This window comes from Micromonospora sp. CP22, from assembly GCF_009712475.1.
Classification (GTDB): Bacteria; Actinomycetota; Actinomycetes; order Mycobacteriales; family Micromonosporaceae; genus Micromonospora.
Map to the genome: position 1 here is coordinate 24369 of NZ_VCJO01000007.1, position 26382 is coordinate 50750.

At 72.3% G+C, this 26382-nt stretch carries 22 protein-coding genes; 12 read left to right on the forward strand and 10 right to left on the reverse strand.

Features of this window, described 5'->3' with window-relative positions; all coding sequences use genetic code 11:
- On the reverse strand, positions 1-795 hold the full coding sequence (locus FF096_RS14200) for an SDR family oxidoreductase (RefSeq protein ID WP_309223289.1): 795 nt from the start codon (positions 793-795) through the stop codon (positions 1-3).
- Positions 792-1772 carry an LLM class F420-dependent oxidoreductase gene (locus FF096_RS14205; protein WP_155218573.1) on the reverse strand — a complete coding sequence of 327 codons (981 nt, stop codon included), beginning with the start codon at positions 1770-1772 and terminating at the stop codon, positions 792-794. Before FF096_RS14205 ends, FF096_RS14200 begins: the two co-directional genes overlap by 4 nt.
- Positions 1773-1921: 149 nt before the next feature.
- Here FF096_RS14205 and FF096_RS14210 point away from each other — a divergent pair, with 149 nt between their 5' ends.
- Positions 1922-2785, forward strand: a complete 864-nt coding sequence (locus tag FF096_RS14210; RefSeq protein ID WP_309223290.1) for a DUF1028 domain-containing protein — start codon at positions 1922-1924, stop codon at positions 2783-2785.
- A 28-nt stretch (positions 2786-2813) separates the two neighbouring features.
- Here the strand turns inward: FF096_RS14210 and FF096_RS14215 are convergent, their stop codons facing one another.
- The gene (locus FF096_RS14215; RefSeq protein WP_155218264.1) at positions 2814-3515 is read right to left on the reverse strand and encodes a maleylpyruvate isomerase N-terminal domain-containing protein; all 702 of its coding nucleotides are present in this window, start codon (positions 3513-3515) and stop codon (positions 2814-2816) included.
- Positions 3512-4399, reverse strand: coding sequence for a phosphatase PAP2 family protein (locus tag FF096_RS14220; RefSeq protein WP_309223291.1), 888 nt, complete (start codon positions 4397-4399; stop codon positions 3512-3514). Before FF096_RS14220 ends, FF096_RS14215 begins: the two co-directional genes overlap by 4 nt.
- Positions 4400-4482: 83 nt before the next feature.
- On the opposite strand from FF096_RS14220, the gene FF096_RS14225 reads away from it, so the two are divergent.
- Positions 4483-5196, forward strand: a complete 714-nt coding sequence (locus FF096_RS14225) for a DUF3159 domain-containing protein (protein WP_309223292.1) — start codon at positions 4483-4485, stop codon at positions 5194-5196.
- A gap of 279 nt (positions 5197-5475) precedes the next feature.
- Here the strand turns inward: FF096_RS14225 and FF096_RS14230 are convergent, their stop codons facing one another.
- On the reverse strand, positions 5476-8367 hold the full coding sequence (locus FF096_RS14230; protein WP_196222536.1) for a glycoside hydrolase family 48 protein: 2892 nt from the start codon (positions 8365-8367) through the stop codon (positions 5476-5478).
- Between the two features lie 975 nt (positions 8368-9342).
- Between FF096_RS14230 and FF096_RS14235 the strand changes: the two genes are divergently transcribed.
- Entirely contained in the window at positions 9343-10836 is a 1494-nt protein-coding gene (locus tag FF096_RS14235; RefSeq protein ID WP_230462608.1) for a GH1 family beta-glucosidase, read from the forward strand.
- 81 nt (positions 10837-10917) lie between these two features.
- Here FF096_RS14235 and FF096_RS14240 read toward each other — a convergent pair whose 3' ends face one another.
- From FF096_RS14240 to FF096_RS14250, 3 genes are all read right to left on the reverse strand, one after another.
- Positions 10918-11331, reverse strand: a complete 414-nt coding sequence (locus tag FF096_RS14240; protein ID WP_155218583.1) for a roadblock/LC7 domain-containing protein — start codon at positions 11329-11331, stop codon at positions 10918-10920.
- A 5-nt stretch (positions 11332-11336) separates the two neighbouring features.
- Positions 11337-13730 carry a nitrate- and nitrite sensing domain-containing protein gene (locus FF096_RS14245; protein ID WP_230462609.1) on the reverse strand — a complete coding sequence of 798 codons (2394 nt, stop codon included), beginning with the start codon at positions 13728-13730 and terminating at the stop codon, positions 11337-11339.
- Between the two features lie 237 nt (positions 13731-13967).
- Positions 13968-15350 (reverse strand): FGGY family carbohydrate kinase, encoded by a 1383-nt coding sequence (locus tag FF096_RS14250; RefSeq protein ID WP_155218268.1) that lies wholly within the window; start codon positions 15348-15350, stop codon positions 13968-13970.
- Positions 15351-15604: 254 nt separating this feature from the next.
- Between FF096_RS14250 and FF096_RS14255 the strand changes: the two genes are divergently transcribed.
- Positions 15605-17515 (forward strand): anthranilate synthase family protein, encoded by a 1911-nt coding sequence (locus tag FF096_RS14255; RefSeq protein ID WP_155218270.1) that lies wholly within the window; start codon positions 15605-15607, stop codon positions 17513-17515.
- A 94-nt stretch (positions 17516-17609) separates the two neighbouring features.
- Here FF096_RS14255 and wrbA read toward each other — a convergent pair whose 3' ends face one another.
- Positions 17610-18227, reverse strand: a complete 618-nt coding sequence (gene wrbA, locus FF096_RS14260) for an NAD(P)H:quinone oxidoreductase (protein ID WP_155218272.1) — start codon at positions 18225-18227, stop codon at positions 17610-17612.
- A 245-nt stretch (positions 18228-18472) separates the two neighbouring features.
- On the opposite strand from wrbA, the gene FF096_RS14265 reads away from it, so the two are divergent.
- From FF096_RS14265 to FF096_RS14300, 8 genes are all read left to right on the forward strand, one after another.
- Positions 18473-19213, forward strand: a complete 741-nt coding sequence (locus FF096_RS14265) for an ABC transporter ATP-binding protein (RefSeq protein ID WP_309223293.1) — start codon at positions 18473-18475, stop codon at positions 19211-19213.
- Positions 19210-20043, forward strand: coding sequence for an ABC transporter permease (locus FF096_RS14270; RefSeq protein ID WP_155218273.1), 834 nt, complete (start codon positions 19210-19212; stop codon positions 20041-20043). Before FF096_RS14265 ends, FF096_RS14270 begins: the two co-directional genes overlap by 4 nt.
- Entirely contained in the window at positions 20001-21293 is a 1293-nt protein-coding gene (locus FF096_RS27300; protein WP_309223294.1) for a sensor histidine kinase, read from the forward strand. The genes FF096_RS14270 and FF096_RS27300 overlap by 43 nt, the downstream gene beginning before the upstream one ends.
- Positions 21290-21913: a response regulator transcription factor gene (locus FF096_RS14280; RefSeq protein WP_155218274.1), complete on the forward strand. Its 624-nt coding sequence runs from the start codon at positions 21290-21292 to the stop codon at positions 21911-21913. Before FF096_RS27300 ends, FF096_RS14280 begins: the two co-directional genes overlap by 4 nt.
- A gap of 65 nt (positions 21914-21978) precedes the next feature.
- Positions 21979-22467, forward strand: coding sequence for a GNAT family N-acetyltransferase (locus FF096_RS14285; RefSeq protein WP_155218278.1), 489 nt, complete (start codon positions 21979-21981; stop codon positions 22465-22467).
- Positions 22468-22519: 52 nt separating this feature from the next.
- Positions 22520-23107 (forward strand): HAD family phosphatase, encoded by a 588-nt coding sequence (locus FF096_RS14290; RefSeq protein ID WP_155218587.1) that lies wholly within the window; start codon positions 22520-22522, stop codon positions 23105-23107.
- 278 nt (positions 23108-23385) lie between these two features.
- On the forward strand, positions 23386-24510 hold the full coding sequence (locus FF096_RS14295) for a winged helix DNA-binding domain-containing protein (protein WP_309223295.1): 1125 nt from the start codon (positions 23386-23388) through the stop codon (positions 24508-24510).
- A 117-nt stretch (positions 24511-24627) separates the two neighbouring features.
- Positions 24628-25635, forward strand: a complete 1008-nt coding sequence (locus FF096_RS14300) for an oxidoreductase (protein WP_155218280.1) — start codon at positions 24628-24630, stop codon at positions 25633-25635.
- On the opposite strand, the gene FF096_RS14305 is transcribed toward FF096_RS14300, so the two are convergent.
- Entirely contained in the window at positions 25606-26373 is a 768-nt protein-coding gene (locus tag FF096_RS14305) for a MerR family transcriptional regulator (RefSeq protein WP_155218282.1), read from the reverse strand. The genes FF096_RS14300 and FF096_RS14305 overlap by 30 nt on opposite strands.
- Positions 26374-26382: the final 9 nt, after the last annotated feature.

The following is a 26382-nucleotide window of genomic DNA, read 5'->3' on the forward strand; positions in this document are numbered from 1 at the left end:
CTAGGCGGTGGTCAGGCGGCGGATGAGTTTGCGGAGGCCGGACTGCCAGCCGTCGGGGTCCTCGGCACGGCGGCGGGCGTAGTCGGCGACCTCGGGGTGCGGCAGGATCAGGAACCGTTCCTCCGCCATCCCGGCCACCGCCGCCGCAGCCACGTCGTCGGGGCTCAGCACGGTGCCGGAGGCCGCGATGACCCGGGCGCCCAGGTGCCCGGCGGCCAGCCCGTCGGCCAGCATCGGGGTGTCGACGCCTTGCGGGCACAGCGCGCTGACCCGGATCCCCCGGTCGCGGTAGGTGACCGACAGCCATTCGGCGAAGCCCACCGCGGCGTGTTTGGTGGTCGTGTAGGCGGCGTCCCCGACGGCGGTCAGCACGCCCGCCGCCGAGCAGGTGTGCAGCAGGTAGCCACTGCCCCGGTCGAGCATCGCCGGTAGCACCGCGCGGGCGGCGTAGACGTGGGCGAGCACGTTGACCCGCCAGGCCCGGTCCCAACCGGCGTCGTCGACCTCCACTCCCCCGCCGGTGGTCACCCCGGCGTTGGCGCAGAACACGTCGATCCGGCCGTGGCGGCGTTCGGTGTCGGCGACCAGGTCGCGTACCTGTTTTTCGTCGGTGACGTCGACCGCGACCCCACGGGCCGACGGGCCCACCTCTGCGGCGACCGCCTCGGCGGCGGCGCCGTCCAGGTCGGCCAGGATCACCGCCGCCGCCCCCTCGGCGACGAACCGTCGGGCCAGCGCCGCGCCGATGCCTCCGGCCCCGCCGGTGATCACCGCTACCCGGTCGGTGAGGTTCACGCCGCCTCCTTCGCGTCCAGCCCGAGCCGGGCGATCAGCGTGGCCAGGGCCACCGGGTCGGCGGCGGTGAGCTCCGGGGTCGGCAGCAGCGCCAGGATGGGCACGTCCACCCCGGCGTCGGCGTAGCGCCTCGCCTGGTCGCGGCACTGCTCGGGCGAGCCGTGCAGGATCAGCGCGTCGACCACCTCGTCCGGGATCGCGGCCAGGGCACCGCGCCGGTCCCCGGCCGCCCACGCCGACCACATGTCGGCCAGGGCCTCCTGCCGACCGAGCCAGCGGTGGAACTCCGCGTACGCGGGCACGGTCAGATAGCTGGTGATCATCCGGCGGCCGAGGGCGCGGGCGTACGCGGCGTCCTCGGTGGGGCAGACGAAGATCCGGGCGGACACCTCGAACTGCTCGTGCCGCTGCCCCAGCTCGGCCATCGCCCGGGGTACGTCGGTGGCGGCGAGCCAGTTGAGGATGACTCCGTCGGCCTCGGCGGCGGCCAGCCGCAGCATGCCGGGCCGCAACGCGGCCAGCACCAGCGACGGCGGCACCGCCGGGGGGCGTTCCAGGGTGAACCGGCGTACGGCGAAGGTGTCGAAGGCGCCGTCGACGGTCTCGCCGCGCAGCGCCGACCGCAGGAAGCGCAGCACGTCACGGGTGCGCTTGAACGGTTCGGTGAACTCGACGGCGTTCCAGTCGGAGACCACCACCGGCGACGACGCGCCGATGCCGAGGGCGAACCGGCCGGGGGCGATGTCGGCGAGCGCGGCGGCGCTCATCGCCAGCAGACCGGGCCCTCGGGTGAAGGCCGGTGTGATCGCGGTTCCCAGCCGCAGTCCGGGCTGCCAGGCAGCGGCCAGCGTCAGCGGGGTGAACGCGTCGTACCCGTTGACCTCGGAGGACCACACGTCGGTGTAACCGGCGTCGGCGAGGGCCGCGTACACCGCGGCGTGGTCAGCGAGCGGGATTCCGCTCAACGGCACCGTCATTGCCCATCGCGTCGTCATCGGTCGATGGTGCCCGCCGTCGACGTCGTCGGGCAAGGTCACGGCACGGTCGTCGGGAAAGATCACTGGCTCTCGTCGGGGCCGGTCACGGCGGCGGCAGCGGGGCCGTCACCAGCGCTAACCTTCCAGGCGTGACGTTCTCGCTCGTGGCCCGCTCCGACGACGGTCGGCTGCACGGTGTCGTCGTGGCCAGCCGTTTCCTGGCCGCCGGTGCCCTGGTGCCGGCGGCGGCGGCCGACGTCGGCGCGCTCGCCACCCAGGCGCACGTGAACCTGGCCTACCGACCGCAGGGGCTGGCGTTGCTGCGGACCGGTGTCTCCGCCGCCGGGGTGGTCGCCGGCCTGGTCGCCGCCGACCCGGAGCGCGATCACCGGCAGCTTGGTGTGGTGGCCGCCACCGGGCCGGGTGCCACCTGGACCGGGGAGCACTGCCGGGGTTGGGCCGGTGGGCAGGCCGGTGACGGCTGGGCGGCGCAGGGGAACATCCTCACCGGTCCGGAGGTCGTCGACGCGTTGCGTGACGCCTGGCTGGCCGGCACCGACCTAGGGTTCCCGCAGCGGCTGCTCGCGGCGTTGCGGGCCGGTGAGGCGGCCGGCGGTGACCGGCGCGGCCGGCAGAGCGCCGGGCTGCTGGTGGTGCGCCGAGGCGGCGGGTACGGCGGCACCGGTGACGTCATGATCGACCTGCGGGTCGACGACCACCCCGACCCGATCACCGAACTCGACCGGCTGCTCTCGGTGCACACCCTGCTGTTCAGCCGACCCGACCCGGCCACCCTGCTGGAGCTGACCGGCGCGTTGGCCGCCGAGGTCGCCGGCCTGTTGACCGCGCTCGGTCATCCGGCCGACCCGGCGGAGCCCGAGGACGCGTTGGTCGACTGGGCCGGGCTGGAGAACCTGGAGGAGCGGCTGGCGCCCGGCCGGATCGACCCGGTGGTCCTGGCCCGGCTGCGGTCCGCCGCCCCGCACGTGCCGGCACCCCGCACCGCCGTCTGACTCGGGGACCGGGTCGCTGCGGGTGGCGTCAGCCGCTGAAGGAGAGCAGGCGGATGCCGGCGGCGTCGAGGGCGTCCTGCTCGGCTCGGCTGCGTGGGCTGCGGCCGGTGGCCTTGCGGATCAGGGTCAGTCGGTCCCAGTGGAGGTCCGCCGGGAGTGCCTGCCCGCCGGTGAGCAGGTCGGCGATCAACCGGGCGGCGGCCGGGGTCAACCATGGTGGCCGCTCCAGCGCTTCGGCCAGGTCCAGGCCGTGCACCCCGACCTCCACCACCCGGGTACGCAGGAACTCCGTCACCGTCATCGCGTCACCGTGCCGGGTGCGGACCACCCGGTCGGCGGGGTGGGCGTCGACCGCGCTGAGGGTGGCCCGCCAGGCCCGGTCGAAGTCAGCGTCGAGCACCGTGCCGGGCCGGGTGGGCGGCGCGGCGTCGCGGTGTCGGGCGGCCTCGGACTGGGCGGACTCGATCCGGTCGGCGTCCACCTGCCGGGTGAACTTCGCCGCGCCGAAGTAGCCGGCGGCGTCGACCTGGGCGGGGCCGGGCGGCGTGTCGCCGAGCATGTCGGCCAGCCGGGCGACTCCGGTGCGGATGTGGGCCAGCAGGTCGGCCGCCGTCCACGGCGTGCAGCGGGTCGGACGGTCCAGGTCCGCCCGGTCGAGGGTACGCAGCACCGTGCCGAGCCGGTCGCACTCGTCGTGGAACGCCGCCCGTACGGCGATCAGTTGGTTCATCCCTTGTAGCGGGGGACGAGACGGTGCACGGCGGTGAGGACCAGCGCCATCACCACCGCCATGGTGCCGGCGATGCCGGCGGCGCTGCCCGCGTACCCGACGAACAGCGGTCGGCGGGACAGGTCCGTCACCGGGGTGGACCGCACCCCCATCAACCACCACAGGGCCAGGGCACAGCCGACGACGGCCAGCAGCCCGACCACGCCCAGCAGCAGGGCGGTGAGCCGGTGCGCGTCGCCGGGGGCGACCTCCGCCCGTTCCCGTTGGGTGATCAGCAGCAGCAGACCGGCCAGCGCCGCCCAGATGCCGACCACCAGAAACGCGGCGACCGCGTCACTGGGCCGGTGCCAGCCCGCCGACAGGGTCGCCACTCCGGCGGCGGCGGCGTACCCGGCGCCGATCACGGCGGCCACCGCCCGTGCCTTCGGCGGCAGCACCAGCACCAGGGCCACCGCCACCGAACCGGCGACGGTGGTGTGCCCGCTGGGCAGGCTGTTTCCGACGTACGCCCGCTCCAGGTCGATGCCGTAGTCGGGGCGACCCAACCCGTACTTGAGCAGTTGGGTGGTGACGTTGGCGCCTGCGATCAGCAGGGTCGCCGCCACGGCCAGGGCGACCCGACCTCGGATCAGCGCGATGAACCCGATCGTCACGGTGGCTGCCAGCAGGGACACCACCGACATGGCGTTGAGGAGCCGGTCGACCGGTTCCTCGATGTGGTCGCGGCCGATCCGGTTGCCGGTGAGGGCGACCGTGTCGATCCACTGGCCGACCTCCGTGTGGAGGGCGAATCGCCAGACGGCGAGGAAAGCCGCCATCTGGATCAGGGCCAGCACGACCAGCCAGACCGCAGTACCACCCCGGGGCGTCACGCGCACTCGCACAACTTAGCGGCACCCGCCGGGCATCCGAGCGGTGGCCTGCCCGTGGCGTGGCGATAGGTTGGCCGCAGGTGAAGGAGGATCTGGTGACCGGTACGTCGGAGCGGGAGGTGACCGCCCTCGGGCGCTCCGAGTCGTTGGCCGACCTGCTCGGCGGGCGTCGGGGTGCCGTGGACGCCTCCGTGCCGCCGGTCGCGTTCACGGCGGGCTGGCTGGTCGCCGACCGGTCGGTGCCGGTCGCGGTGGTGGCGGCCCTGGTGGCCGGGGCGGTGGTGGCCGGTTGGCGGCTGCGTCGCGGTGACCGACCCCGGTCGGTGCTGGTCGGGATGCTCGCGGTCTGCGTGGCCGCGTTGGTGGTGGTACGCACCGGGCGGGCCGAGGACTTCTTCCTCGTGCAACTGCTGGCCAATGCGGCCAGCGCGTTGGGGTACGCGGTGAGCATCGTGGTGCGGTGGCCGCTGCTCGGGGTGGTCGTCGGCACGGCGCTTCGACAGCGTGGGCGCTGGCGACGTGACCCGGCGTTGCTGCGGGCGTACGGCCGGGCCAGTTGGGTGTGGGCGGGGATCTACCTGCTGCGGGTGGCGGTGTTCCTGCCGCTGTATCTCGGCGGTCATGTGCTCGCCCTGGCCGGGGCCCGGGTGGGGCTGAGCTGGCCGCTGGTCGCGGCGGCGCTGGCGGTCAGTTGGGCGGTGCTGCGGCGGTCGTTGCCGGCCGGGCATCCGGGGCTGCGTCACCCGGTGTCGCAGGTCGCACCGGCCGGGCCGACGCCGGATCGGGACGATCCACGGCCGGGACAATAAGGGAGAGGCCGCCACGGGGGGAGCGGCCTCTCCGGTGATGTACGTTACTCCGTCCCGGGCCGGGTTGTGATCCCGGGGCGGTCACTTTTTTTCGCGATGTGCGCGCCGTGCCCGGCGAGTCGGGGGTGGTGGGGTGGGCCGACCGCTCCGCTGCGTCGGCCAGAGGGCCGACCCACCCCGGCCTGACCGTGGGTGTCAGGCCGTCAACCGGACCTGCCTCTACCCCCGAGGCCCGACCGGTGCCTCCGGGTGGGACAGTGCCCACCCGGAGGAGTTCGTTCAGCCGTTGGGGAACAACTTCCCGTAGTCGGCGTAGGCCATGGCGACGTCCGCCTGGGCCCAGAACCGGTGGTAACGGAACTCGGGCTCCGGCCCACCGTCGAGGTACGCCTGCACCTTCGGCCAGTCCGGGTCGTTCTTGTAGAACGACCGGATGTCGATGAAGCTCTTGCCGGGGGCGATGACGTCACCGTTGGGCATCTCACCGGTCCAGCCCTGCGGGATGTACAGGCCCTGCCCGGTGGAGGCGTCGTAGACGTCGTCGAAGCGCCGGTAGTCGCCACGCTTCTCCACCGTCGAGACACCCTGGGCGTCGCTGTGCTCGTGCAGCGCGTCCAGCAGACCCTTGGCGGTGGCCTTCGCCTCCTCGTCACCCGACTTCGCCGCGTAGGCGATCAGCGTGCGGGCGTAGGCGGCGGCGACGCCGACGTCCTGGCCCTGGACCGTCACCTCGACGTGCAGGTTGTTGTTCGGCTGCGGGTTCTCCGGGTCCCAGTTGTTGGGCTGGCCGGTCCACTTCAGGTCCGACGGGATGGACCAGTCCTCACCGAGCTCGGTGTGCTCGATGGCCCACGGCACCCACTTGTCCAGCAGCGCCTTGGCCTTGGCGTTGCCGGTGACGAGGTACAGCTCGGCGATGCGCTGCATCGACCAGGCCTGCATGCCGAACCACTGGTTCGACGGCGGGTCGTTGTAGACCGGGTCCTCGTCGTAGAACATGCCGTAGAAGGTGGCCGTGCCGGCCGGCGGCTGGCCGTAGTGGCCGCCCCAGCTGTTGGTCGCGCCACCGGCGATGCCACCCTCGGCCGACTGGAGCCAGGTGTAGAGCTCCAGCTGCCGGTTGAGGCTGTTGGTCCAGTCCGCCGCCGCGGTCGGCGAGCGCGGCTTGAGCTCGTCGACGTTGGTCAGCGCCCAGGCCGCGAACGGGTTCTGGTAGCCGAAGTGGCTGTGGCTGGAGCCGATCCGCCAAGACCAGTTCTGGCTGGTCTCGTACGCGCCACCCCAGGCGTAGTACCAGGAGAGCAGGTAGTGGGCGGACTCGCGGTTGCTACCCGCCGGGCAGGTGCTGGCCCCGACGCAGTTGCCGATCCGCTTGAAGTACTTGTCGAACAGGGCGTACCGCAGGTAGTCACCCATCTTCGCGGCCTTGGCCACGGTGGCCGCCACGTCGGCTTCCTTGTTCTGCTCCTTGGCCCAGGTCAGCGCCCAGTACGCGGCCTGCACGGCGCGCGCGTCGGCGTCGGGAGCGTTGGTGTACTTCCACTGCTTCGCCGGGGTGCCGGACTCCTTGATGAACAGGTCGAGGTAGCCGTACTGGCCACCGTGGGCGAAGGTGTCGCAGGACGGCTGCGGCACGGTCTCCCACACCGACTCCTGGGTGCCCCGCTGGAAGGTGTTGATGTACGCGGGGCGGGTGGTGCCGTCACCGCAGCGGCCGTAGCCGTAGACGTTGTCGACGTCCAGCAGCCAGTGCATGCCGTAGATGGAACCGGTGTTGTAGGTCGACCGGAGCTCCGACCGCAGCGGGTCCTGGCCGACCGGCACGCTCTCGTCCAGCTGGGACGGGTACTGGCTGGGCAGGTCGTGCTCGGCGGCGTAGGTGGCGTCACCGGCGGAGCCGGCGGTCGGCTGGTCGGCGTCGGACGGGATGATGTACTTCTCCATCACGTTCCACGCGTTGTTGAACGGGGCCCAGTTCTGGGTCACCCGGCCGTAGTAGGCCTCCAGCCACAGCCAGAAGCTGAACGCCTCGGACGTGGTCTCGTGGCCGTGGTCGGGCGCCTCGACGATGAGCGTCTCGATGGAGTGGTACGGCACGCCCTCGGGGCTGAAGTAGCCCGCGTTCTTGATTTTGTTGTACTGGGTGAGGAAGCGCTGCACGTACTCGTCGTCACCGCCGGGCACATCGTTGTCGATCTCGGTGACGGTGACCGTCGCCGGGGTGTGGCCGGTGGCCGAGGCGGTGATGGTGGCGGTGCCGCCGACGGTGTCGGAGTCCTCCGCCGCGTTGACGGTCACCTCGACGCCGGTGTTCCAGTTCGACGTGGTCAGCGTCGCCGAGGTCGGCGAGACGGTGATGTCGGTGTCGCCGGTGCGGGCCAGGGTCACCGCGACGTTCGAGGTCGGCGCCTGGCTCAGCGTGAGCGTGAACGTCGCGCTGTCGCCCTCGGGGACGGACAACGCGGCCGGCGTGGCGACCAGTGCCGGCGCGGTGCTGCCGGCGACGGTGAACGACCGCTCGGCGACCGCCGACAGACCGCTGTTGTCGAACGCGCGGGCCTGCACGGTGTAGTCACCGGCCGGCAGGCTCTCCAGGGTGTACGCGTACGGCGCGGTGGTGTCGGTGTTGACCAGCAGGCCGTTGCGGTAGAACTCGACCCGGTCGATGGTGCCGTCGGGGTCGCTGGCGGTGGCCGTCAGCGGCACGGTCGCCGGGGCCGTGAACGGGCCGGCGGGCACCGACAGGCTGACCGTCGGGGGCTGCTGCGCCGCGCCACCGCAGGTGACGCCGTTGACCGAGAACGAGCTCGGCTTCGCGTTGGTGCCGGAGTAGGAGCCGTTGAAGCCGATGCTGGTGCTGCCGCCAGCGGGGATGCTGCCGTTCCACGACTCGTTGACGGCGGTGACCTCGTTGCCGCTCTGGCTCCACCGGGCCGACCAGCCCTGGGTGACCCGCTGGTCGCCGGGGAAGGCGAACTTCAGGGTCCAGCCGTTGATCGCGTCACCGGTGTTGCGGATGGTGACGTTGGCGGTGAAGCCGTTGCTCCAGTCGTTCGTCGTATAGTCCACGTCGCAGGCCGGTGCGGCCTGTGCGGCGGCGGCAGGGACGGTCGCCCCACCGAGCGCCAGCGCCGCGGCGGCGAGCCACGCCAGGCGCCGACGTCTAGCCAGGTTTCTCATCTGCGCGGTGTCTCCTCGGACCAGGCCGGTGGCGGTGGCGCCCCGGCGGTGACGCCTTGGACAACGTGTCCGACTAAGGCGTCAGTGGACGGTGGTCGCTGCGGCCCGGGTGGGCCGACACACGGCGGGGATGCCGTCCTGGACGGCTACTTCCCGCTGCTGGCAGGGACGCCGTACCGGACGAGCCGGAAGCCCTCGGCGACCCGCGCTCACGCGTACCTTGGCTCCGCGCGGTCGATCGACAGTGTGCCATGGAAGCGCTCCCAATGCCAGCACGGGGACTTCCGGAAACACCGACTTGTTTCGATCTCATTTTGGGGGTTTCACAAAGCCGTGACGGGCGTTACAGTCGCAGCAACGTCGATGGGAGCGCTTCCATCGACAGAGTTCCACCCGGAATATCACCCGGTGCTGTGCCCACGGCTCCGGGGAACAGACCACAGGCCGACGGCGGGCCAGCCCGGACACCGCCGTCAGCCGTAACCCACCACAGTGGAGGGAGGTGGATCCTCAGCCACTCGCGTGGCCCGGCTCCCGCGCGACACGCACAACTGGGACGCCAAATCCGACGTGCGTGTACCGCAACACGGTGGGGACGGGGGTTGCCCTCCCCCGTCCCCACACTAAACCCCCGTTCACGATGGGAAAAGAGGCCGACGGGTCAGACGCGCACCACCCGCGCGCCCCCGCACGGCAGTCGACCGCCCGCCGACCGCCATCCGCGACGCCCCGCCGACCGCCCGGGCGCGCACCGCCGGTCCGCCTGCGGTACTCGGCGCACCCGGTTCCGTTCGCACCAGCTGCCCGACCGGGACAGCGCCCTTTCCACCCACTCCCACTCCGCCCCCCGACGCCGTCCGCCGCTACCCCTCGCGACGACTCGGTCACAGCGGAACCGCCTACCCTCTACCCTTGATTGGGAGCGCTCCCGGGCTCAGGCGGTCATCCCTTCCATGAGGAGAACCCATGTCGATACTCACCAGGCGGCACCTGCTGCGCCGTGCGGCGCTCTCGGCCACCGCCGCCACCCCGGTCAGTGCTGTCCTCGGCGTCAGCGCCGCGGCCACCACGGCCACCGGACTCGCGGCCTGCCAGCCCGGCGACTCGGCCGCTGACCCGGCCACCGCGACGAGCCCGGACATCCGACGGTCCTTCCCGCCCGACTTCGGTTGGGGCGCCGCGACCTCCGCGTACCAGATCGAGGGCGCGGCCAAGGAGGACGGCCGGGGCGAATCGATCTGGGACTCGTTCAGCCGTACCCCCGGACGCACCCGCAACGGCGACACCGGCGACGTGGCCGCCGACCACTACCAACGCTATGCCGAAGACCTCGATCTGATGCGCGACCTGGGGCTGCGCAGCTACCGGTTCTCCATCTCCTGGCCGCGCATCCAGCCCGACGGAACCGGCGCCGCCAACCAACGCGGCCTCGACTTCTATCGCCGTCTCGTCGACGGCCTGCACGAACGCGGGATCGCCCCGATGGCCACGCTGTTCCACTGGGACCTGCCGCAGAGCCTCCAGGACACCGGCGGCTGGGAGTCCCGCGACGTCGCCTACCGGTTCGCCGACTACGCCGCCATCGTCTTCGACGCCCTCGGCGAGCGCGTGCCGGTCTGGCTGACCATCAACGAGCCGAAGACCGTGGTGCAGAACGGCTACCTCTCCGGTCACCACGCTCCCGGCCGGCAGGACCCCGACGCGGCGTACCTGGTCGCCCACCACCTCCAGCTCGCCCACGGCCTCGCCGTGGGCGCCCTGCGCGCCACCGGCAGCAACAGTCGCATCGGCCCCGCCTTCAACCTGCACCCCTGCTACCCCGCCGACGACTCCACCGAGGCCGCCGAGGCCACCCGCCTCTACGACGGTTACGAGAACCGGCTCTACCTCGACTCCGCGCTGACCGGCAGCTACCCGGAGGACGTCCTGGCCGACCTCGGGCCGAACAGTCGCATGGTCCGCGGCATCCGCGACGGCGACCTGGAGATCATCTCCAGCCCGATCGACCTGCTCGCCGTGCAGTACTACACCCCGATCTACGTCACCGCCTCCGGCGGCATGGCGCGCCGCTGGCCCACCTCCGAGGCGCAGTGGCAGCAGATCTACCCGGACGGCATGTACGACATCCTGACCCGGGTCACCCGCGACTACGGGCAGATCCCGCTCACCGTCACCGAGAACGGTCTACCCACCCCCGACGTGCTCAGCGCCGAAGGCACCGTGGAGGACCACGGGCGGATCACTTTCCTGCGAGACCACCTGGCCGCCGCCCACCAGGCCATCGCCGATGGCGTGCCGCTGGAGAGCTTCCACGTCTGGTCCCTGCTCGACAACTTCGAGTGGGCCGAGGGCTACGAGCAGCGGTGGGGGTTGATCTACGTCGACTACCCCACCCAGCGTCGGGTGTTCAAGCGCAGCGCCCACTGGTACCGCCAGGTCATCGCGGACAACGCGATCTGACCGACACCTCGGCGGCGGCCCCGAACCGGGCCGCCGCCGAGGCACGTACGATCCCCGAATGCGTGCGGTGACCCGGGCGGCTCAGCGGGGCAGCGCCTGCTGCAACTCGGCGCGCAGGGCAGGGGTCAGCATCTCCCCCGCCTGCTTGGCCAGCCGGGCCATCTCGTAGCCCACCACACCGATGTCGGCGTCCGCCGCCGCCAGGGTCGCCAGGATCGAGCCGTCGCGTACCTGCATAACCAGGAAGTAGCCGCGCCCCATCTCGACCACGGTCTGCTTGACCACGTCCCCGTCGAACATCTGGGCGGCACCGGCGGTGATGCTCATCAGCCCCGAGGTCACCGCGGCGAGCTTGTCGGCGTGATCCCGGGGCAGATGGTCGGATATCGCGACCAGCAGCCCGTCGGAGGAGACCACCACCGCGTGCGCCACCCCGGGCACCCGCTCCGCGAACGCGCTGACCAGCCAGCTCAGGTCCCGAGCCTCCTGCGACAACGTGGTCACTTCCGTCCTCCTTCGCTCCACGCCCCGAACGGTGGCACGGGAAACTCGGTGGTCTCCTCGGCCTCGGCCCGCCGCACACCGCTGTACAACTTGGACAACATCCCGCCGACGGCTTCCGGATCCGGATCGTTACGGGCGGCCGGCTGCTGCCCCGGGCGGGCCGGCTGGGTCACCGCGCTGAGCTGCGCCATGGGCACCCGCATCGGCAGTCCCCGCTCGTTCGTCCCGGCGGTCACCGGCACGGCAGGTGGTGCCGGTGCCCCGGCACCTACCGCGGCCACCCCGGACGAGGGCCCCTCCCGCGACCACCAGCCGCCACCGCCGGTCACCGGGGCCGCCGGGGCGAGCACGTCCTCGGCGCGTACCGGCACCGGCTGGGCCTGGCGGGGCACGGTGGTGGGGCGTCGCCCGGCCACCGGCAGGTCCGCCGGCCCCGGATTGGCCGGAGCGATCGACCGAGGCGCCACGGCGGGCAGTCCCCGTGGCGACGGCTCGGGGTCCAGGCTCGGCGGCGGTGCCGGGGCGAGCAGCGGATGGGGCAGCCGCACCCGGGCCACCAGGCCACCGACGCCACCGTGCAACCGCACCTCGATGCCGTGCCGCGCGGCGAGGTGGCTGACCACGAACAGACCCATCCGCTCGACCGCCGCCACGTCCGCGGCCGGCGGTTCGGCCAGCACCGCGTTCGCCTCGGCCAGCGCCGTCGGGCTCATGCCGAGGCCCTGGTCGGCGATCTCGATCACCGCTCCGGCCCCCTCCGCCCGGGCCATCACCTGCACGACGGTGTCCGGCCGGGAGAAGGTGGTCGCGTTCTCCAGCAGCTCGGCCAGCAGGTGCACCAGCTCACCCACCGCGTGCCCGACCACGTGCAGGTCCGCCACCGCCTCGTGCCGCACCCGCTGGTACTGCTCGATCTCGGCACTGGCCGCCAGCAGCACCGCGCTCAACCCGATCGGCCGGTTCCACCGGCGGGTCGACTCCGTACCCGCCAGCACCAGCAGGCTCTCGTCGTTACGGCGCATCCGGGCGGCCAGGTGATCCAGCTTGAACAGGTTCTCCAGCTGCTCGGGGTCGCCTTCCTCGCGTTCCAGGTCGTCGAGCAGCTCCAACTGCCGCTCCACCAGGACCTGGCTCCGTCGAGCGAGGTTGACGAACATGGCGTTGACGTTGCGGCGCATGTTCGCCTGCTCGACCGCCACCCCGACCGCGCTGCGGTGCACCGCGACGAACGCCTCGGCCAGCTCACCGACTTCGTCGAGGGAACGCACCACCGCCGGCGCGACCTCGATCTGTGGCACGCCCCCGGAGACCGACCGCAGCCGGGCCAACGCCTCGGGCAGCTCGATCTGCGCGATCCGCAGCGCCTGCGAACGCAGCAACCGGATCGACCGGGCCAGCGACCGACCGATCAGCACCGAGATCAGCACCGCCGTCAACAGGACCGTGATGATGACGCCGACGACCAGCAGCGTCTCCCGCAGCTGGGCCTCGCTCGCCTCGTCCGCCTGGCGTGCCGAGCTCGCCAACAGCTCCGACTCGAAACGCTGCAACAGTTCGTGCCGGGTCTCGCTGGCGGTCCACCACTGTTCCGCGTCCAGCACCGCGAACGTACCCGGTGACAGCGCCTGCTCCTCCAGCCGGGCGGCTTCGGCGAACGCCGGATCGAGGCTCATCTCGTCGAAGCGGGCCGACTGCGCGTTCGTCGCGGCGATCCGGAACACGCCGAGGGCGGCCAGCTGTCGCGCCCGCAGCTCGGGCAGCTCGGTCTCGTCGCCGGTCTCGTAGCTGCCGACCCGGGCCGCCGAGTACAACTCCGCCCGCAGCCGCGAGGAGAGGTCCTTCGCTCGGGCGAACTGCACGTAACGCTGCACCGCGTCGGCCAGCTCCGGCCGGTCGGCGCCCGGCGTCGGGTGGGCGAGCAGGTTCAGCAGCGCGTCGATCGCGCGGTGGTAGCTGCCGATGATGGTCTCGTCGCTGAGCACCACCGTGCTCAGCGTGTCGCGGATGTATCCGACCTGTTCGTACGCCCGCGAGGCCACCACGTAGACGTCCCGCCAGACGCCATCCGCGTCGGCCAGCGGTTCGGCCGCCGCGCGTAGCTCCGCCGCCGCCTGGTCGGCGGCGTCGCGGTAGGGCTGCAACACGGCCAACCGCTTCTCGCTCGCCTCCTCGTCGACCGCGTCGCGCAGGGCGGGCAGCTCACCGGCGGTACGGTCGCGCTCGATCTGCAATCGGTGGGTCAGCGCGGCGATCTCCCGGCCGATGCCGACCTGGGCGGCGAAGTCACTCAGAGTGCTGGCCCGGGTGACCAGGCTCTGGGTCTGCACCCCCGCCAGGACCAGGAAGGCGACCGACGGGATGACCAGTACCGTGGCCAGCTTGGTGCGCATCCGCCAGTCCTGCAGGCGCAGGGGGGAGCGACGTCGGTGGGGTACCACTCGGACGTCGAACCGGCGACGGCGATGCTGCGACACCCCGTGCGTCTGCTCCGGTCCTACACCCACCCGCTCCTCCTCCCCCACGCGTCCGCCGCGGTCCGGGGAGCGCCGTCCATCCAACCAGGCCCGAGAGCAGTGTCAACGCTAGCCCTTAAGAATGGTTCAGGAAGGATACTGCTGGTCGCCAGCCTATGCCGAGGGTGCCGACTCTTGATCATCCGTCCGGCCGATGTCGGCCACCACCACAGCATCGGCGATCCGCCCCGTCGCCACCAGCGCCGCACCGGTGGCCCCGATCTCCGGGTGCCGCCCGAAGCCGACCGTCCGGGGCGCCAGCACCGCCGCGAACGCCTGCCGCCACCAGGTCGACGCGGCCATCGCACCGCCGCCGAGGACCACCTCCACCGGCCGACCCACCGTGGACTCCAGCACCACCAGGTCGCCGACGACCTGCTCACACACCCCGTACATGAGCCCGGCCAGCATCTCCACGGCGGTGGTGCCGAAGCCCAGCCCGCACAGCATCCCCAGCCCGGCCGGTTGGCGACTCGGCGGACGGTCACCGCCGAAGCGGATGTTGGCCGGCCGACCGCCGTCCGGCGGCAGCAGCGCCAACGCCTGCTCCAGCGCCTTGCCGGTCGGCAGCCGCAACTCCCGGTTGGCCCAGGCGAACAGGTTCCCACCGGAGGAGTACGCCGCCCCGGTCACCACATGGTCGTGGTCGACACGGTAGCGCCACAGCCGGTGCGGCAGTGCGGACGACTCGGTGTGCGCCGGCATCCGCTGCAACAACCGCACCGCCGAGGAGGTGCCCACGGTCACCGCCGCCCGGCTGGGGTCCACACAGCCGGAGCCGACGTTGGAGGCCGCGCCGTCACCGATCGGCGGCGCCCACCGGACCCGGGCCAGGGCCGGCCACCGCCGGGCGTACTCGGCGCACAGCGCTCCGGACCAGTCGCGGGTGACCAGCTCGGGCAGGTCCGAGCCGTCGCTGCCGGCCAGGGCGCAGGCCTCCGGATCCCAGTCCAGGGTGTGCAGGTCCAGCAGGCCGGTGCCGGAAGCCTGGGAGATCGACATCGGCGCTTCGGTGAGCAGCCGACCGAGCACGTACTCGACCAGGCCGACGAAACGCGTCACCCGGGCGTCGGTACGCTCCCGCAACCAGGGCAACCGCATCGACCAGTAACAGCGGTGCCACCAGGTGCCGGTGCGCTGGTGGAAGGCTTCCGGGTCGGCCGGGCCGACCGCCGTGGGCGACGGCTCGGGTCGGGTGTCCAACCAGGTCAGGACCGGCCCGAGCGGCTCACCGTCGGTGTCCAACGGCACCACCGAGTGCCACTGGCCGCTGATCGCCACCAGCTCGACGCCGTCCAGGCAGCCCCGTTCGTGCAACTCGTCCAGACACTCGACCAGACAGGCCAGGTAGTGGCGGGCGTCGAGGGTGCCGGCGCCCTCGTCGTCGACGGTGAGCACCACGCGGCGACGCGCCAACGCCCCCGGCAGTGGTCGGGCGTCACCCAGCACGAGCCCACGCACCGACGAGGTGCCCAGGTCCAGCGCGAGAATCTTCATCGCGGGTCAACGTACCCGGCGATCGTGACGCCGGAACGTCACCGCGCACCGGGTCCGCCGATCGGCTTCCCCACCGACCGACCGACGCGTAGAGTGTTCGCATGCTCGCGCACGTGACCTTCTGGTGGCACGCCTACCCGGCGGCCCTCCCCCGCGCGTAGCTTCATCCCACGCGGCCGCCCGACGAGGCGGCCGCCGGTAAGTCCCGGTAACCGGGCCGCCACCGACGGCGGCGGCCCGGCCCGAGGAGACCGATGCACCAGCTGACCGACCTGCTCGACAGGCTCGCCGCCGACCTCGACCCTGGTCCGTTCGCCCTGTTACGACGCGACGGCGCCGACCATGTCGACCTGTTCACCGGCACCGTGACGACCGTCGACCGGCTCGCCGACATCCCACTGCCCGCCGACCCGGTCGGCCCGGCGACGCTGGCCCTGGTGCCGTACCGGCAGGTCGTCGAGCGGGGCTTCGCCTGCGTCGACGACGCGGTGCCCCTGGAGTGCCTGCGGATCGACGGTCGCCACCGGCTGCCGCTGACCGGGGTGCTCGACGCGCTGCCGAGCACCCCGGTACGCACCACCGACGCCGCCTTCGACATCAGCGACGACCAGTACGCCGACATCGTGGCCCGGGTGCTGGCCGACGAGATCGGTCACGGCGAGGGCGCCAACTTCGTCATCCACCGCACCCTGCGCGCCCAGGTGCAGGGCGTCCCGCTGACCGCCGCGCTGGCCGCGCTGCGCTCGCTGCTGGTGCGCGAGCGTGGGGCGTACTGGACGTTCGTGGTGCACACCGGCACCCGCACCCTGGTCGGCGCCAGCCCGGAACGGCACGTCAGCGTCGATGACGGCCTGGTGATGATGAACCCGATCAGCGGCACCTTCCGGCACACCGGTGCCGCCGCCGACCGGGCCGCGCTGCTGCGCTTCCTCGCCGACACCAAGGAGACCGAGGAGCTGTACATGGTCCTCGACGAGGAGTTGAAGATGATGGCCACCGTCGCCGAGCGGGGTGGGCAGGTGGTCGGGCCGTACCTGAAGGAGATGTCGCACCTGGCGCACACCGAGTACCTGCTGGCCGGGCGGGGCTCGAAGGACGTCCGCGAGGTGCTGCGGGAGACGATGTTCGCGCCGACGGTGACCGGCAGCCCGATGGAGAACGCCTGCCGGGTGATCGCCCGGTACGAAGGCGTCGGGCGGCGCTACTACTCCGGGATGTTGGCTCTGCTCGGCCACGACGAGGCGGGACGGCAGACCCTCGACGCACCCATCCTGATCCGTACCGCCGAGATCTCCCCCGCCGGTGAGCTGCGGGTGCCGGTCGGCGCGACCCTGGTGCGGCACTCCACCCCCGCCGCCGAGGTCGCGGAGACCCACGCCAAGGCCGCCGGGGTGTTGGCCGCCCTCGGCCTCGGCCCGCAGGCACCGGCCGGGCCGGACCCGGCCCCACGGCTGGCCGACGATCCGCAGGTGCGGGCCGCCCTCGCCGCCCGCAACGCCCCACTGGCCCGGTTCTGGCTGGACCAACGACCGCCGGACGCCCTGGTCGTGCCCGCGCTGGCCGGGCGTCGGGCGCTCATCGTCGACGGGGAGGACACCTTCACCGGGATGCTGGCCCACCAGCTCGGCGCGCTCGGGCTGGCGGTGACCGTCCGGCCGTGGCAGGCCGAGGAGCCGATCCGGGCGTACGACCTGGTGGTGGTGGGCCCGGGGCCGGGTGACCCGACCGGCGGCACGGAGAAGATGGCCCGGCTGCGGGCCCTGCTCACGGAGTTGCTCGACACCGGGCATCCGACGCTCGCCGTCTGTCTCGGCCACCAACTCCTCGCCGGTCTGCTCGGGCTGCCCGTGCACCGCCGGGACGCGCCGTACCAGGGGTTGCAACGCACGGTCAGCCTGTTCGGCACGCCCCGCCGGGTCGGCTTCTACGCCACCTTCACCGCCCGTGCCACCGCCGACCGCCACGACAGCCGGTACGGGCCGGTGGAGGTGGCCCGCGACGCCACCGACGGCTCGGTGCACGCGCTGCGCGGGCGCACCTTCGCCGGAGTGCAGTTCCATCCCGAGTCGGTACTCAGCCCCGACGGGGTGGCGGTCCTCGCCGACCTGGTGCCCGAACTGCTGCCCGCACCGGCCGGTGAGTTGTCCCCGGCGGCACCGGCATAGCCGGGCCGATCGGGGGTAGCGCTGTGAACGGCCGACGGTCCGGGCGGGTCTGAGAGCCCCCGCCCGGACCGTCGGTCCGGTAGTGCCGGGATGGTCAGCCGGCCAGGCCCTGCTTGAGCGCCGCACCGATGCGTACCGCCCGTTTGGCGGTCAACGCGGTCGCTCCCAACGCGACATGGTCGGGCGGGATCTCGCCGTTGTTGCTGGTGTGCGACGCCCCGTACGGGTTTCCGGCGGTGAACTGGCTCGGGTCGGTGTATCCGGGGGTGACCACGATCCCACCCCAGTGGTAGAAGACGTTGAACAGCGACAGCAGGGTCGACTCCTGCCCGCCGTGCTCGGTGGCGGTGGAGGTGAAGGCCGAGTAGACCTTGTCGGCGAGCGCCCCCTGGGCCCACAACGGGCCGGTGGTGTCGATGAATTGCTTGAGCTGCGCCGCGACCATGCCGTAGCGGGTCGGCGCGCCCATGATCACCACGTCGGCCCAGTCGAGGTCGTCCGGCTGCGCCTCCTCCACGTCCTGGGTCTCCAACCGGTGCGCGTGCCATCCCGCGTTGGAGCGGATCGCCTCCTCCGGCGCCAGTTCGGGTACCTTGCGCAGCCGTACCTCCGCGCCCGCCTCACCGGCGGCTTCCGCGGCCGCCGACGCCATCTGGTAGGTGATGCCGGTGGCGCTGTAGTAGATCACCGCCGCCTTGACCTGTGCCGCCATCGCTCGTCCTTCCTCATCGGGATCAGCTTCGGCGACTACCCGATCTTCGCGTCGACAAACTGCGGTCGTGTCCACCGATCGACGGACACCGGCGTTCCGTCCACCGGTCGTCCCGTGGCGCACCCCGACCGGCAGACGATCGGGACATGACCGCAACCCCCGCCGTCCGCGTCCGCGGACTACGCAAGACGTACGGCGACACCGTCGCCGTCGCCGGACTCGACCTCGACGTCGGTGCCGGCTAGGTGGTGGCCCTGCTCGGCCCCAACGGGGCGGGCAAGACCACCACGATCGAGATCCTGGAGGGCCACCGTCGCCGCGACGCCGGTGAGGTGAGCGTGCTGGGCCACGATCCGGGCCGCGCCGACCTGGACTGGCGGGCCCGCATCGGCATCGTCACCCAGGACGGTGGCGACCTCGGCGAGTTGACCGTCCGGGAGGCGGTCACCCACTTCGCCCGCTACTTCCCCCGCCCCCGGGACCCGGAGCAGGTCGTCGAGTTGGTCGGCCTCACCGAGAAGGCGACCGCCCGGGTACGGACCCTCTCCGGCGGCCAACGCCGCCGACTCGATGTCGCCCTCGGCATCGTCGGCCGCCCTCACCTGCTGTTCCTCGACGAACCGACGACCGGTTTCGACCCGCAGGCCCGCCGCCGGTTCTGGACGCTGATCCGGCAGTTGGCCGGTACCGGAGGCAGCACGATCCTGCTGAGCACCCACTACCTCCAGGAGGCCGAGGCGTTGGCCGACCGGGTGGCGGTGATCGTCGGCGGTCGGATCGTCGCCGACGCCACGCCGGAGGCCCTTGTCGGGCAGGCCGCCGCTCGCGCCGTGGTGCGGTGGGCCGACGGACGGCAGGAGACCGACGACCCGGCCGCGCTCGTCGCGGCGCTGACCAGCCGCTACGGCGGCACGGTGCCGGAGCTGACGGTCAGTCGACCGAGCCTTGAGGACGTCTACCTCGACCTGATCGCGGAGGTGTCATGACGGCCACCGTCCAGCGTGGTACGCCTCGACGCCCGTCGGCGCTCCGGCTCGGCGCGCACCGCGCGACCATCGAGATCAAGAGCTTCTTCCGGGAACGCGACGCCGTGGTGTTCACCTTCGCCATGCCGGCGGTGATCCTCGCCCTGCTCGGCACGATCTTCGACGGTGTCTATCCCGGCAGCGACGTGACCTCCGCCCAGTACCTCGCACCGAGCATGATCGCCGCCGGGGTCGCCTCCACCACCTTCGTCAACCTGGGCACCGGCATCGCCGTGGACCGCGACGACGGAACCCTGCGCCGGTTGCGTGGGGTGCCGATGCCGCCGTCGGCGTACTTCATCGGCAAGATCCTGATGGCGCTGGTGGTGACCGTCGGCGAGACGGTCGTGCTGCTCGGCATCGCCGTGGCCGCCTTCGACCTGTCCCTGCCCACCGACCCGGGCCGCTGGCTCACCTTCGGCTGGGTGTTCCTGCTCGGTGCCACCGCCTGCGCCCTGACCGGCATCGCCGCGAGCGGCCTGGCCAACTCGGCGCGCAGCGCCGGGGCCGTGATGAACCTGCCCTACCTGGTGCTCGCCTTCATCTCGGGGGTCTTCTACACCCCCGTCGGGCAACTGCCCGAGCCGCTGCGCACGGTCGGTTCCCTCTTCCCGCTCAAGTGGATGGCGCAGGGCTTCCGGTCGGTGTTCCTGCCGGACAGCATCCTCACCCAGGAGGTCGTACCCTCCTGGGAACACGGCCGGATCGCGCTCGTGCTGGCCGCTTGGTGCGTTGGAGGGATGGTGCTGTGCCTGACCACCTTCCGCTGGCGCAGTCGTCGCTCCCGGTGACCACGCCGGTGACCGCCGGGGCGGTGACCGCGCCGACCGCGAACGTCTCCCCGGTGGTCGACGACGGCCGGGGAGACGTCGCCGCTGCCGACCCGTGGAGCGGGCGGTTCCGGCTCTGGGACATCTACTTCGCGCTGGCCGGGGCCGGGGTCGGCCTGGCCGTGGCGGTCGACGCGTGGTCGTCGCCGGTCGCCCGGATCGGCTGCCTCGCGCTGTTCCTCGCCCTCGCCGGTTGGTACGCGGGCTTCGGCCGTCGACTGATGCGCGAGTCCGTCGAAGACTGGCGGGGCTACCTCTACCTCGCCGGTGCGGCCCTGCTCTACGTACCGGCGGTGCTGCTCAACGGCAACGCCTCCTTCCTGTTGTTCGTGCTCTGCCCGCAGGTGTTCATGGTGCTGCCAGCCGTACCGGCGGTGCTCGCGGTGGTGCTGTTCAACGCGGTGCACCTGGTCGTCCTGGCGATCCGGCTGCCGGACCCGCACGACCTCGTCGGGCCGCTGCTGATCGCGGTGATGATCGTGTTCGTCGTCTGCGTCCTGGGGGTCTGGTCGCAACGCACCGTCGAGGAGAGCACCCGGCGGGCCGACCTGATCGCCCAACTGGAGCGGACCAGGGCGGAGCTGGCCCAGCTGTCCCATCAGGCGGGGGTCGCCGCCGAACGCCAACGGCTCGCCGCCGACATCCACGACACCGTCGCCCAGGGGCTGTCCAGCGTGGTGATGCTCGTCCAGGCCGCCGAGGCCGACCTGGACGACGACCCCGAGCGGGCCCGCCGGCACCTGGCGCTGGCCCGGCAGACGGCCCGGGAGAACCTGATCGACGTCCGCACGCTGGTGGCCGCGTTGACGCCCGCGCAGCTCACCGACGCCCCGCTGGAGCAGGCGCTGCACCGGTTGGCACAGCGGTTCCGCGCGGAGACCGGGGTGCCGACGAGCTGTGTCGTCTCCGGCACCGGCCCGCCGCCGGGCACCGACCGGGAAGTGGTGCTGCTGCGCGCCGCGCAGGAGGCGCTGGCCAACATCCGTCGGCACGCCGACGCCCGCGCGGTGGCCGTGCTCCTCCGCCACGACGACCAGCGGGTCACCCTGGAGGTCGCCGACGACGGGACCGGGTTCGACGTCGACCGGGCCGCCGACGGTTACGGTCTGACCGGGCTACGCGCCCGCGTCGAGCAGGCCGGCGGCGCTCTGGTCGTACGCTCCACACCCGGTGCCGGGACCACGATCCGGGTGGAGGTGCCCTACCGATGATCACTGTGCTGCTGGTGGACGACCACCCCGTGGTCCGGGCTGGCGTGGCCGGCATGTTGGCCAGCGCGGAGGACATCACCATCGTCGGCGAGGCCGGTGACGCGGCCGAGGCGGTGACCCAGGTCCGCCACCGGCGACCCGACGTCGTACTGATGGACCTGCGGCTGCCCGGCGCGGACGGCGTCGACGCCACCTCCCGGATCCGCACCGAGTCACCGCAGACCCGGGTGGTGGTGCTCACCACCTACGAGACCGATGCCGACATCCTCCGGGCCGTCGAGGCCGGCGCCGCCGGTTACCTGCTCAAAGACGTCGCGCGGGCGGATCTGATCGCCGCCGTCCGCACCGCCGCGCGGGGCGGCACGGTCCTCGCCCCGTCGGTGGCCACCCGACTGCTGCACCAGGTGCGGCGACCGACCCGAGGCACACTGTCCGCCCGGGAGGTGGAGGTGGAGGTGCTGCGCCTGGTGGGTCGCGGCCTGTCGAACGCCGAGATCGGGCGCGAGCTGCACATCAGCGAGGCGACCGTGAAGACCCATCTGCTGCGTACCTTCAACAAGCTGGACGTCTCCGACCGCACCGCCGCGGTCACCACCGCGATGGCCGCCGGGCTGTTGTGAGCCGCGCCCGGTCGGCCGATTTTCGGGTGGCCGGGCGGGGCGGTGGGCTGGCAACCTTGTCGGTGATGGAGATCAGGATCGCGACGGCCGAGGACTGGCCCGGCATCTGGCCCTTCCTGCGGGAGATCGTCGCCGCTGGTGAGACGTACACCTGGCCACGGGACGTCGACGAGACCCGGGCCCGGCAGATGTGGCTGGTAGAGCCACCCGGACGCACCGTGGTCGCCGTCGACCGGGACGGCACGGTGCTCGGCTCGGCGAAGCTGACCCCCAACCAGCTCGGTCCCGGCGCACACGTCGCCAACGGCAGCTTCATGGTCGCCCCGACGGCGGCCGGGCGCGGGGTCGGGCGGGCCCTCGGCGAGTTCGTGCTCGACCTGGCCCGTGCCGACGGCTACCGGGCGATGCAGTTCAACGCGGTGGTGGCGGTGAACACCCGCGCGGTGTCGCTGTGGCGCTCCCTCGGCTTCGAGGTGGTCGGGCGGGTGCCGGAGGGTTTCCGACACCCCACCGACGGCTACGTCGATCTGCTGGTGATGTACCGACGGCTCTGAGCCGGAGCCGGTGAGCCGACCCTCGCCCACCGCCGGATAGCCTGGGCCGGTGATGCTGCCCCTGCCGACCGGTGACTTCAAGGCGTACCTCTTCGACTGCGACGGCACCATCGTCGACTCGATGCCCCAGCACTACCTCGCCTGGCGGGACGCTCTCGACCGGTGGGGTTGCGCCTTCCCCGAGGATCTCTTCTACGCCTGGGCCGGGCGGCCGACGGCGGACATCGTCGTCGCCCTCAACGAACAGCACGGGCTGGACATGCCGGTGGAGGTCGTGGTCGCCGACCGGGAGTCGCGCTTCCAGGAGTTGCTGCCCACCGCGTCCGGCATCCCCGGGGTGCTGCGGCACATCGACGACGCGTACGGACGCATCCCGTTCGCCGTGGTCTCCGGCAGCACCCGGGAGGCCGTCACCGCCTCGCTGACCGCGTTGGACATCCTCGACCGGTTCGACGTGCTGGTCTGCGCGGGCGACTACTCCCGCCCCAAGCCCGACCCGGAGCCGTTCCTGCGGGCCGCCGAACTGCTCGCCGTGCCGCCGGAGGCCTGCCTGGTCTTCGAAGACGCGGACCTGGGCATCGAGGCCGCGACCGCGGCGGGCATGGCCGCCGTCCGGGTGCCACCGCCGCGCCGGGGCTGACACGAGCCCACCGTCGCCGCGCCGAACATGCTCAAGATATCCGCAAGTTGCTCGGATCACAGTTCTCGACCAGGTGGGAAAACGTCATCCTGTTGACACTGGTGCCGGTGATCCTGTCGCCGCCCTCGCACCTGTTGGCCTGAACGGGGGATCGCGCTCCGCCACCAACGATGTTGGCGTAGCGCGATCAGGGGCCGCCTTCGGTAGCGCGGCACGGTCGTGATGTCGGTGCCGACGCCTATGCTGCCGTCGACCACCGAAGGAAGGCGGCCGACGACGTGGCATCCACCGGTACGACCGCGCTGAGCGGCACCGAGGCCCTCGCACTGCGGATGACCAGTCTGCTGCTACGCCCACACCCCACCATCGCCGCGCCGGGCAGCGTGGCCGAGGTGGTGGAGTGGTTCGGTGCCATGCAGGCCCAGGACCTGGCCAGCGGCATGTGGTCGCTGGGGGCGCGCCTGCCCGGGTCGACCCACGCCGACGTGCACGCCGCGTTGGAGCGGCGGGAAGCCCTGCGCACCTGGCCGATGCGCGGCACCATCCACCTGGTGCCGGCCCGCGACGTCCGCTGGCAGTTGCAGCTGACCGGCGTACGCGCGCTCGTCGGGGTGGCGAAGCGCCGGGAGCACCTCGGCCTGTCCGAGGCGGATGCGGACCGCGCCGCCGAGGTGCTGGGCGAGGCCCTCGCCGGTGGTGGTCGGCTGACCCGCGCCGAGTGCGTGGCGACGCTGGTCGAGGCCGGCATCGACGCGACCGGTCAACGCGGCTACCACCTGCTGTGGTATGCGGCCCAGCGCGGTGTCACCTGCATCGCTCCCAACATCGGCACCGAGCAGACCTTCGCCCTGCTCGACGAGTGGGCGCCCGACCAGCGACAGCTCGACGGCGACGAGGCGTTGGCCACTCTCGCGCTGCGCTACTTCCGCAGCCACGGTCCCACCACCCGGCAGGACTTCGCCGGCTGGTCGGGCCTGACGGCCGCCGAGGCCAAACGCGGCATCGCCGCCGCCGGTGCCGACCTGACCACCGTCCTGGTCGACGGTGCCGAGGCGGTGCTGCACACGCCGCTGCTGGACGCGCCCCGCGTCGAGGTGGACGACGTGCTGACCCTGCCCGGCTTCGACGAGTACCTGCTCGGCTACAAGGACCGCTCGCTGATGCTCGACCCGGAGCACAAGCAGGCCATCATCCCGGGCGGCAACGGCGTCTTCCAGGCCACCGTCGTCGTCGGTGGCCGGGTGGTCGGCACCTGGCGACGTCGGCTGGCCAAGACCCGCGTCACCCTCACCGTGCAGCCGCTGGTCGACCTCGGCCCGGCCCGTCGCAAGCAGGTGGAGCAGGCACTGCACCGGTACGCCGACTTCCTCGCCCTGCCGCCCCGGTTCGACTGGAACGACTGAATAGCCGTTGAGTCGCTCGGGCCTCCAACGCGGTCGGCGCCGCGCTCGGGGACTACGCGTTCTGCCCACGGCAGAGATCCTTGGCCGCGCCGTGCCACCGCTGCTTGGCTGGGCACCATGCGGACACTGGTGCTGGGCGGGACGGCGTGGCTGGGGCGGGAGGTGGCCCGACAGGCCGTCGACCGGGGGCATGCCGTCACCTGTCTGGCCCGTGGAAAGAGCGGGGCGGTACCCCACGGCGCGGTCCTCGTCGCCGCGGACCGCAGCGACCCGACGGCGTACGACGTGCTGCGCGACCGCGACTGGGACGCCGTCATCGAGGTGTCGTGGCAGCCCGGATTCGTCCGGCAGGCTCTCCGGGCACTGGGCGACCGGGCCCGACACTGGAGTTACGTCTCGTCGGTGAACGTCTACGCCGACCGGGACACACCCGGTGCCGACGAGTCCGCGGCCACCCTGCCGCCAACCGGTCTGGACGTGGTCGACCGCGCCGAGTACGGCGAGGCGAAGGTGGCCTGCGAGCACCTCGCCACGACCGAGGTGGGAGACCGGCTGCTGGTGGCGCGCGCCGGGCTGATCGGCGGCCCCGGCGACCGATCCGACCGCTGCGGCTACTGGGTCGCCCGCGCCGCCCGTGATCCCCGGGGACCGATGCTGGTACCCCGTACCCCCGACCTGCCGACCCAGGTGATCGACGTACGCGATCTGGCGACCTGGCTGCTGGACAGCGCGACGGCCGGCACCGTCGGCACGTTCGACGTGGTCGGACCGGTGGTGCCCTTCGGTGAGTGGATCGCCCTGTGCCGGGCCGTCGGCGGGCACACCGGGCCGGTGGTCGACGTCGACGCCGACTGGCTGGTGGCCCAGGGCGTGGCCCAGTACATGGGCCCGGAGTCGCTGCCGATGTGGCTGGTCGAGCCGGGGTGGTCCGGGTGGTCGGCGCGCAGCGGCGCGGCGGCCGTCGCTGCCGGGCTGTGTCACCGGCCGCGTACGGACCTGCTGGCGGACACCCTCGACTGGGAGCGGAAGCTCGGCCTGGACCGGGACCGGCGCGCCGGACTGAGCGCCGACCGCGAGGCCGCACTGCTCGACGCCCTAAGCCAGGTGCCGGACGTGGATGCGTAACGCGTTCGCGGCCAACCGCGCCGCCGCCTCGCCGCCGAAGAGCTGGTGGAAGTCGGGGTTGGTCTCGTACTGGTCGGCGACACCGCAGACCATCGCGGCCGATCGTGCCGCGTCGCCGTCGTGGGTGGGGGTGCCGGGGATCTCGGCGAACCAGGCCAGGTGGGTGGCGGCATGCTGCTGGGCGGCGGCGGAGTCCGGCGTGTGGCCTTCGTCGTGCAGCTCACGCCACCGGGCGATCAGGGCTTCGGTGTTGGCTTTCCAGTCCCGCTGCTGGCGGATGGACTTGCGGTGCCACCACCGGTTCGACGCGTCGAAGGCGTCGCGTCCCCACCGTTCGACGACCTCCGCCTCGTAGCGGTCGTTGAAGCCGTCGAGCATCACGTCCATCCGTGGCTCGCGCCCCTGGCGACGCATCTCCAGGGTGTGCTCGACCGCGCTGATGCGTCGTTCCAGGGCCTCCCGCTCCTGGGCGAGCTGCGTCAGGTGCGCCTGTAGGGCTTCGACCTCGGCGGTGGGGGTCTCGGGCGCGTCGAGGATCCGGGCGATCTCCGCCAGGGCCAGGCCGGTGTCGCGGAGCAGGAGGATGCGTTGCAGGCGCGCGACCGTGTCGGGTCCGTAGTAGCGGTAGCCGTTGGACCCGACGCGGTCGGGCGTGAGCAACCCGATCCGGTGGTAGTGCCGCAGCGTCCGGCCGCTGACCCCGGCACGCTCGGCGAGTTGGTGCACCGTCCACTCCATCTCGGGCTC

Excerpts from the sequence above, each read along its gene's own strand:
- FF096_RS14205 (WP_155218573.1), bottom strand. The coding sequence starts at position 1,772 with ATGACGGTGCCGTTGAGCGGAATCCCGCTCGCTGACCACGCCGCGGTG.
- FF096_RS14215 (WP_155218264.1), bottom strand. The coding sequence starts at position 3,515 with ATGAACCAACTGATCGCCGTACGGGCGGCGTTCCACGACGAGTGCGAC.
- FF096_RS14235 (WP_230462608.1), top strand. The coding sequence starts at position 9,343 with ATGTCGATACTCACCAGGCGGCACCTGCTGCGCCGTGCGGCGCTCTCG.
- FF096_RS14245 (WP_230462609.1), bottom strand. The coding sequence starts at position 13,730 with ATGCGCACCAAGCTGGCCACGGTACTGGTCATCCCGTCGGTCGCCTTC.
- FF096_RS14250 (WP_155218268.1), bottom strand. The coding sequence starts at position 15,350 with ATGAAGATTCTCGCGCTGGACCTGGGCACCTCGTCGGTGCGTGGGCTC.
- FF096_RS14255 (WP_155218270.1), top strand. The coding sequence starts at position 15,605 with ATGCACCAGCTGACCGACCTGCTCGACAGGCTCGCCGCCGACCTCGAC.
- wrbA (WP_155218272.1), bottom strand. The coding sequence starts at position 18,227 with ATGGCGGCACAGGTCAAGGCGGCGGTGATCTACTACAGCGCCACCGGC.
- FF096_RS14270 (WP_155218273.1), top strand. The coding sequence starts at position 19,210 with ATGACGGCCACCGTCCAGCGTGGTACGCCTCGACGCCCGTCGGCGCTC.
- FF096_RS14280 (WP_155218274.1), top strand. The coding sequence starts at position 21,290 with ATGATCACTGTGCTGCTGGTGGACGACCACCCCGTGGTCCGGGCTGGC.
- FF096_RS14285 (WP_155218278.1), top strand. The coding sequence starts at position 21,979 with ATGGAGATCAGGATCGCGACGGCCGAGGACTGGCCCGGCATCTGGCCC.
- FF096_RS14290 (WP_155218587.1), top strand. The coding sequence starts at position 22,520 with ATGCTGCCCCTGCCGACCGGTGACTTCAAGGCGTACCTCTTCGACTGC.
- FF096_RS14300 (WP_155218280.1), top strand. The coding sequence starts at position 24,628 with ATGCGGACACTGGTGCTGGGCGGGACGGCGTGGCTGGGGCGGGAGGTG.
- FF096_RS14305 (WP_155218282.1), bottom strand. The coding sequence starts at position 26,373 with ATGGAGTGGACGGTGCACCAACTCGCCGAGCGTGCCGGGGTCAGCGGC.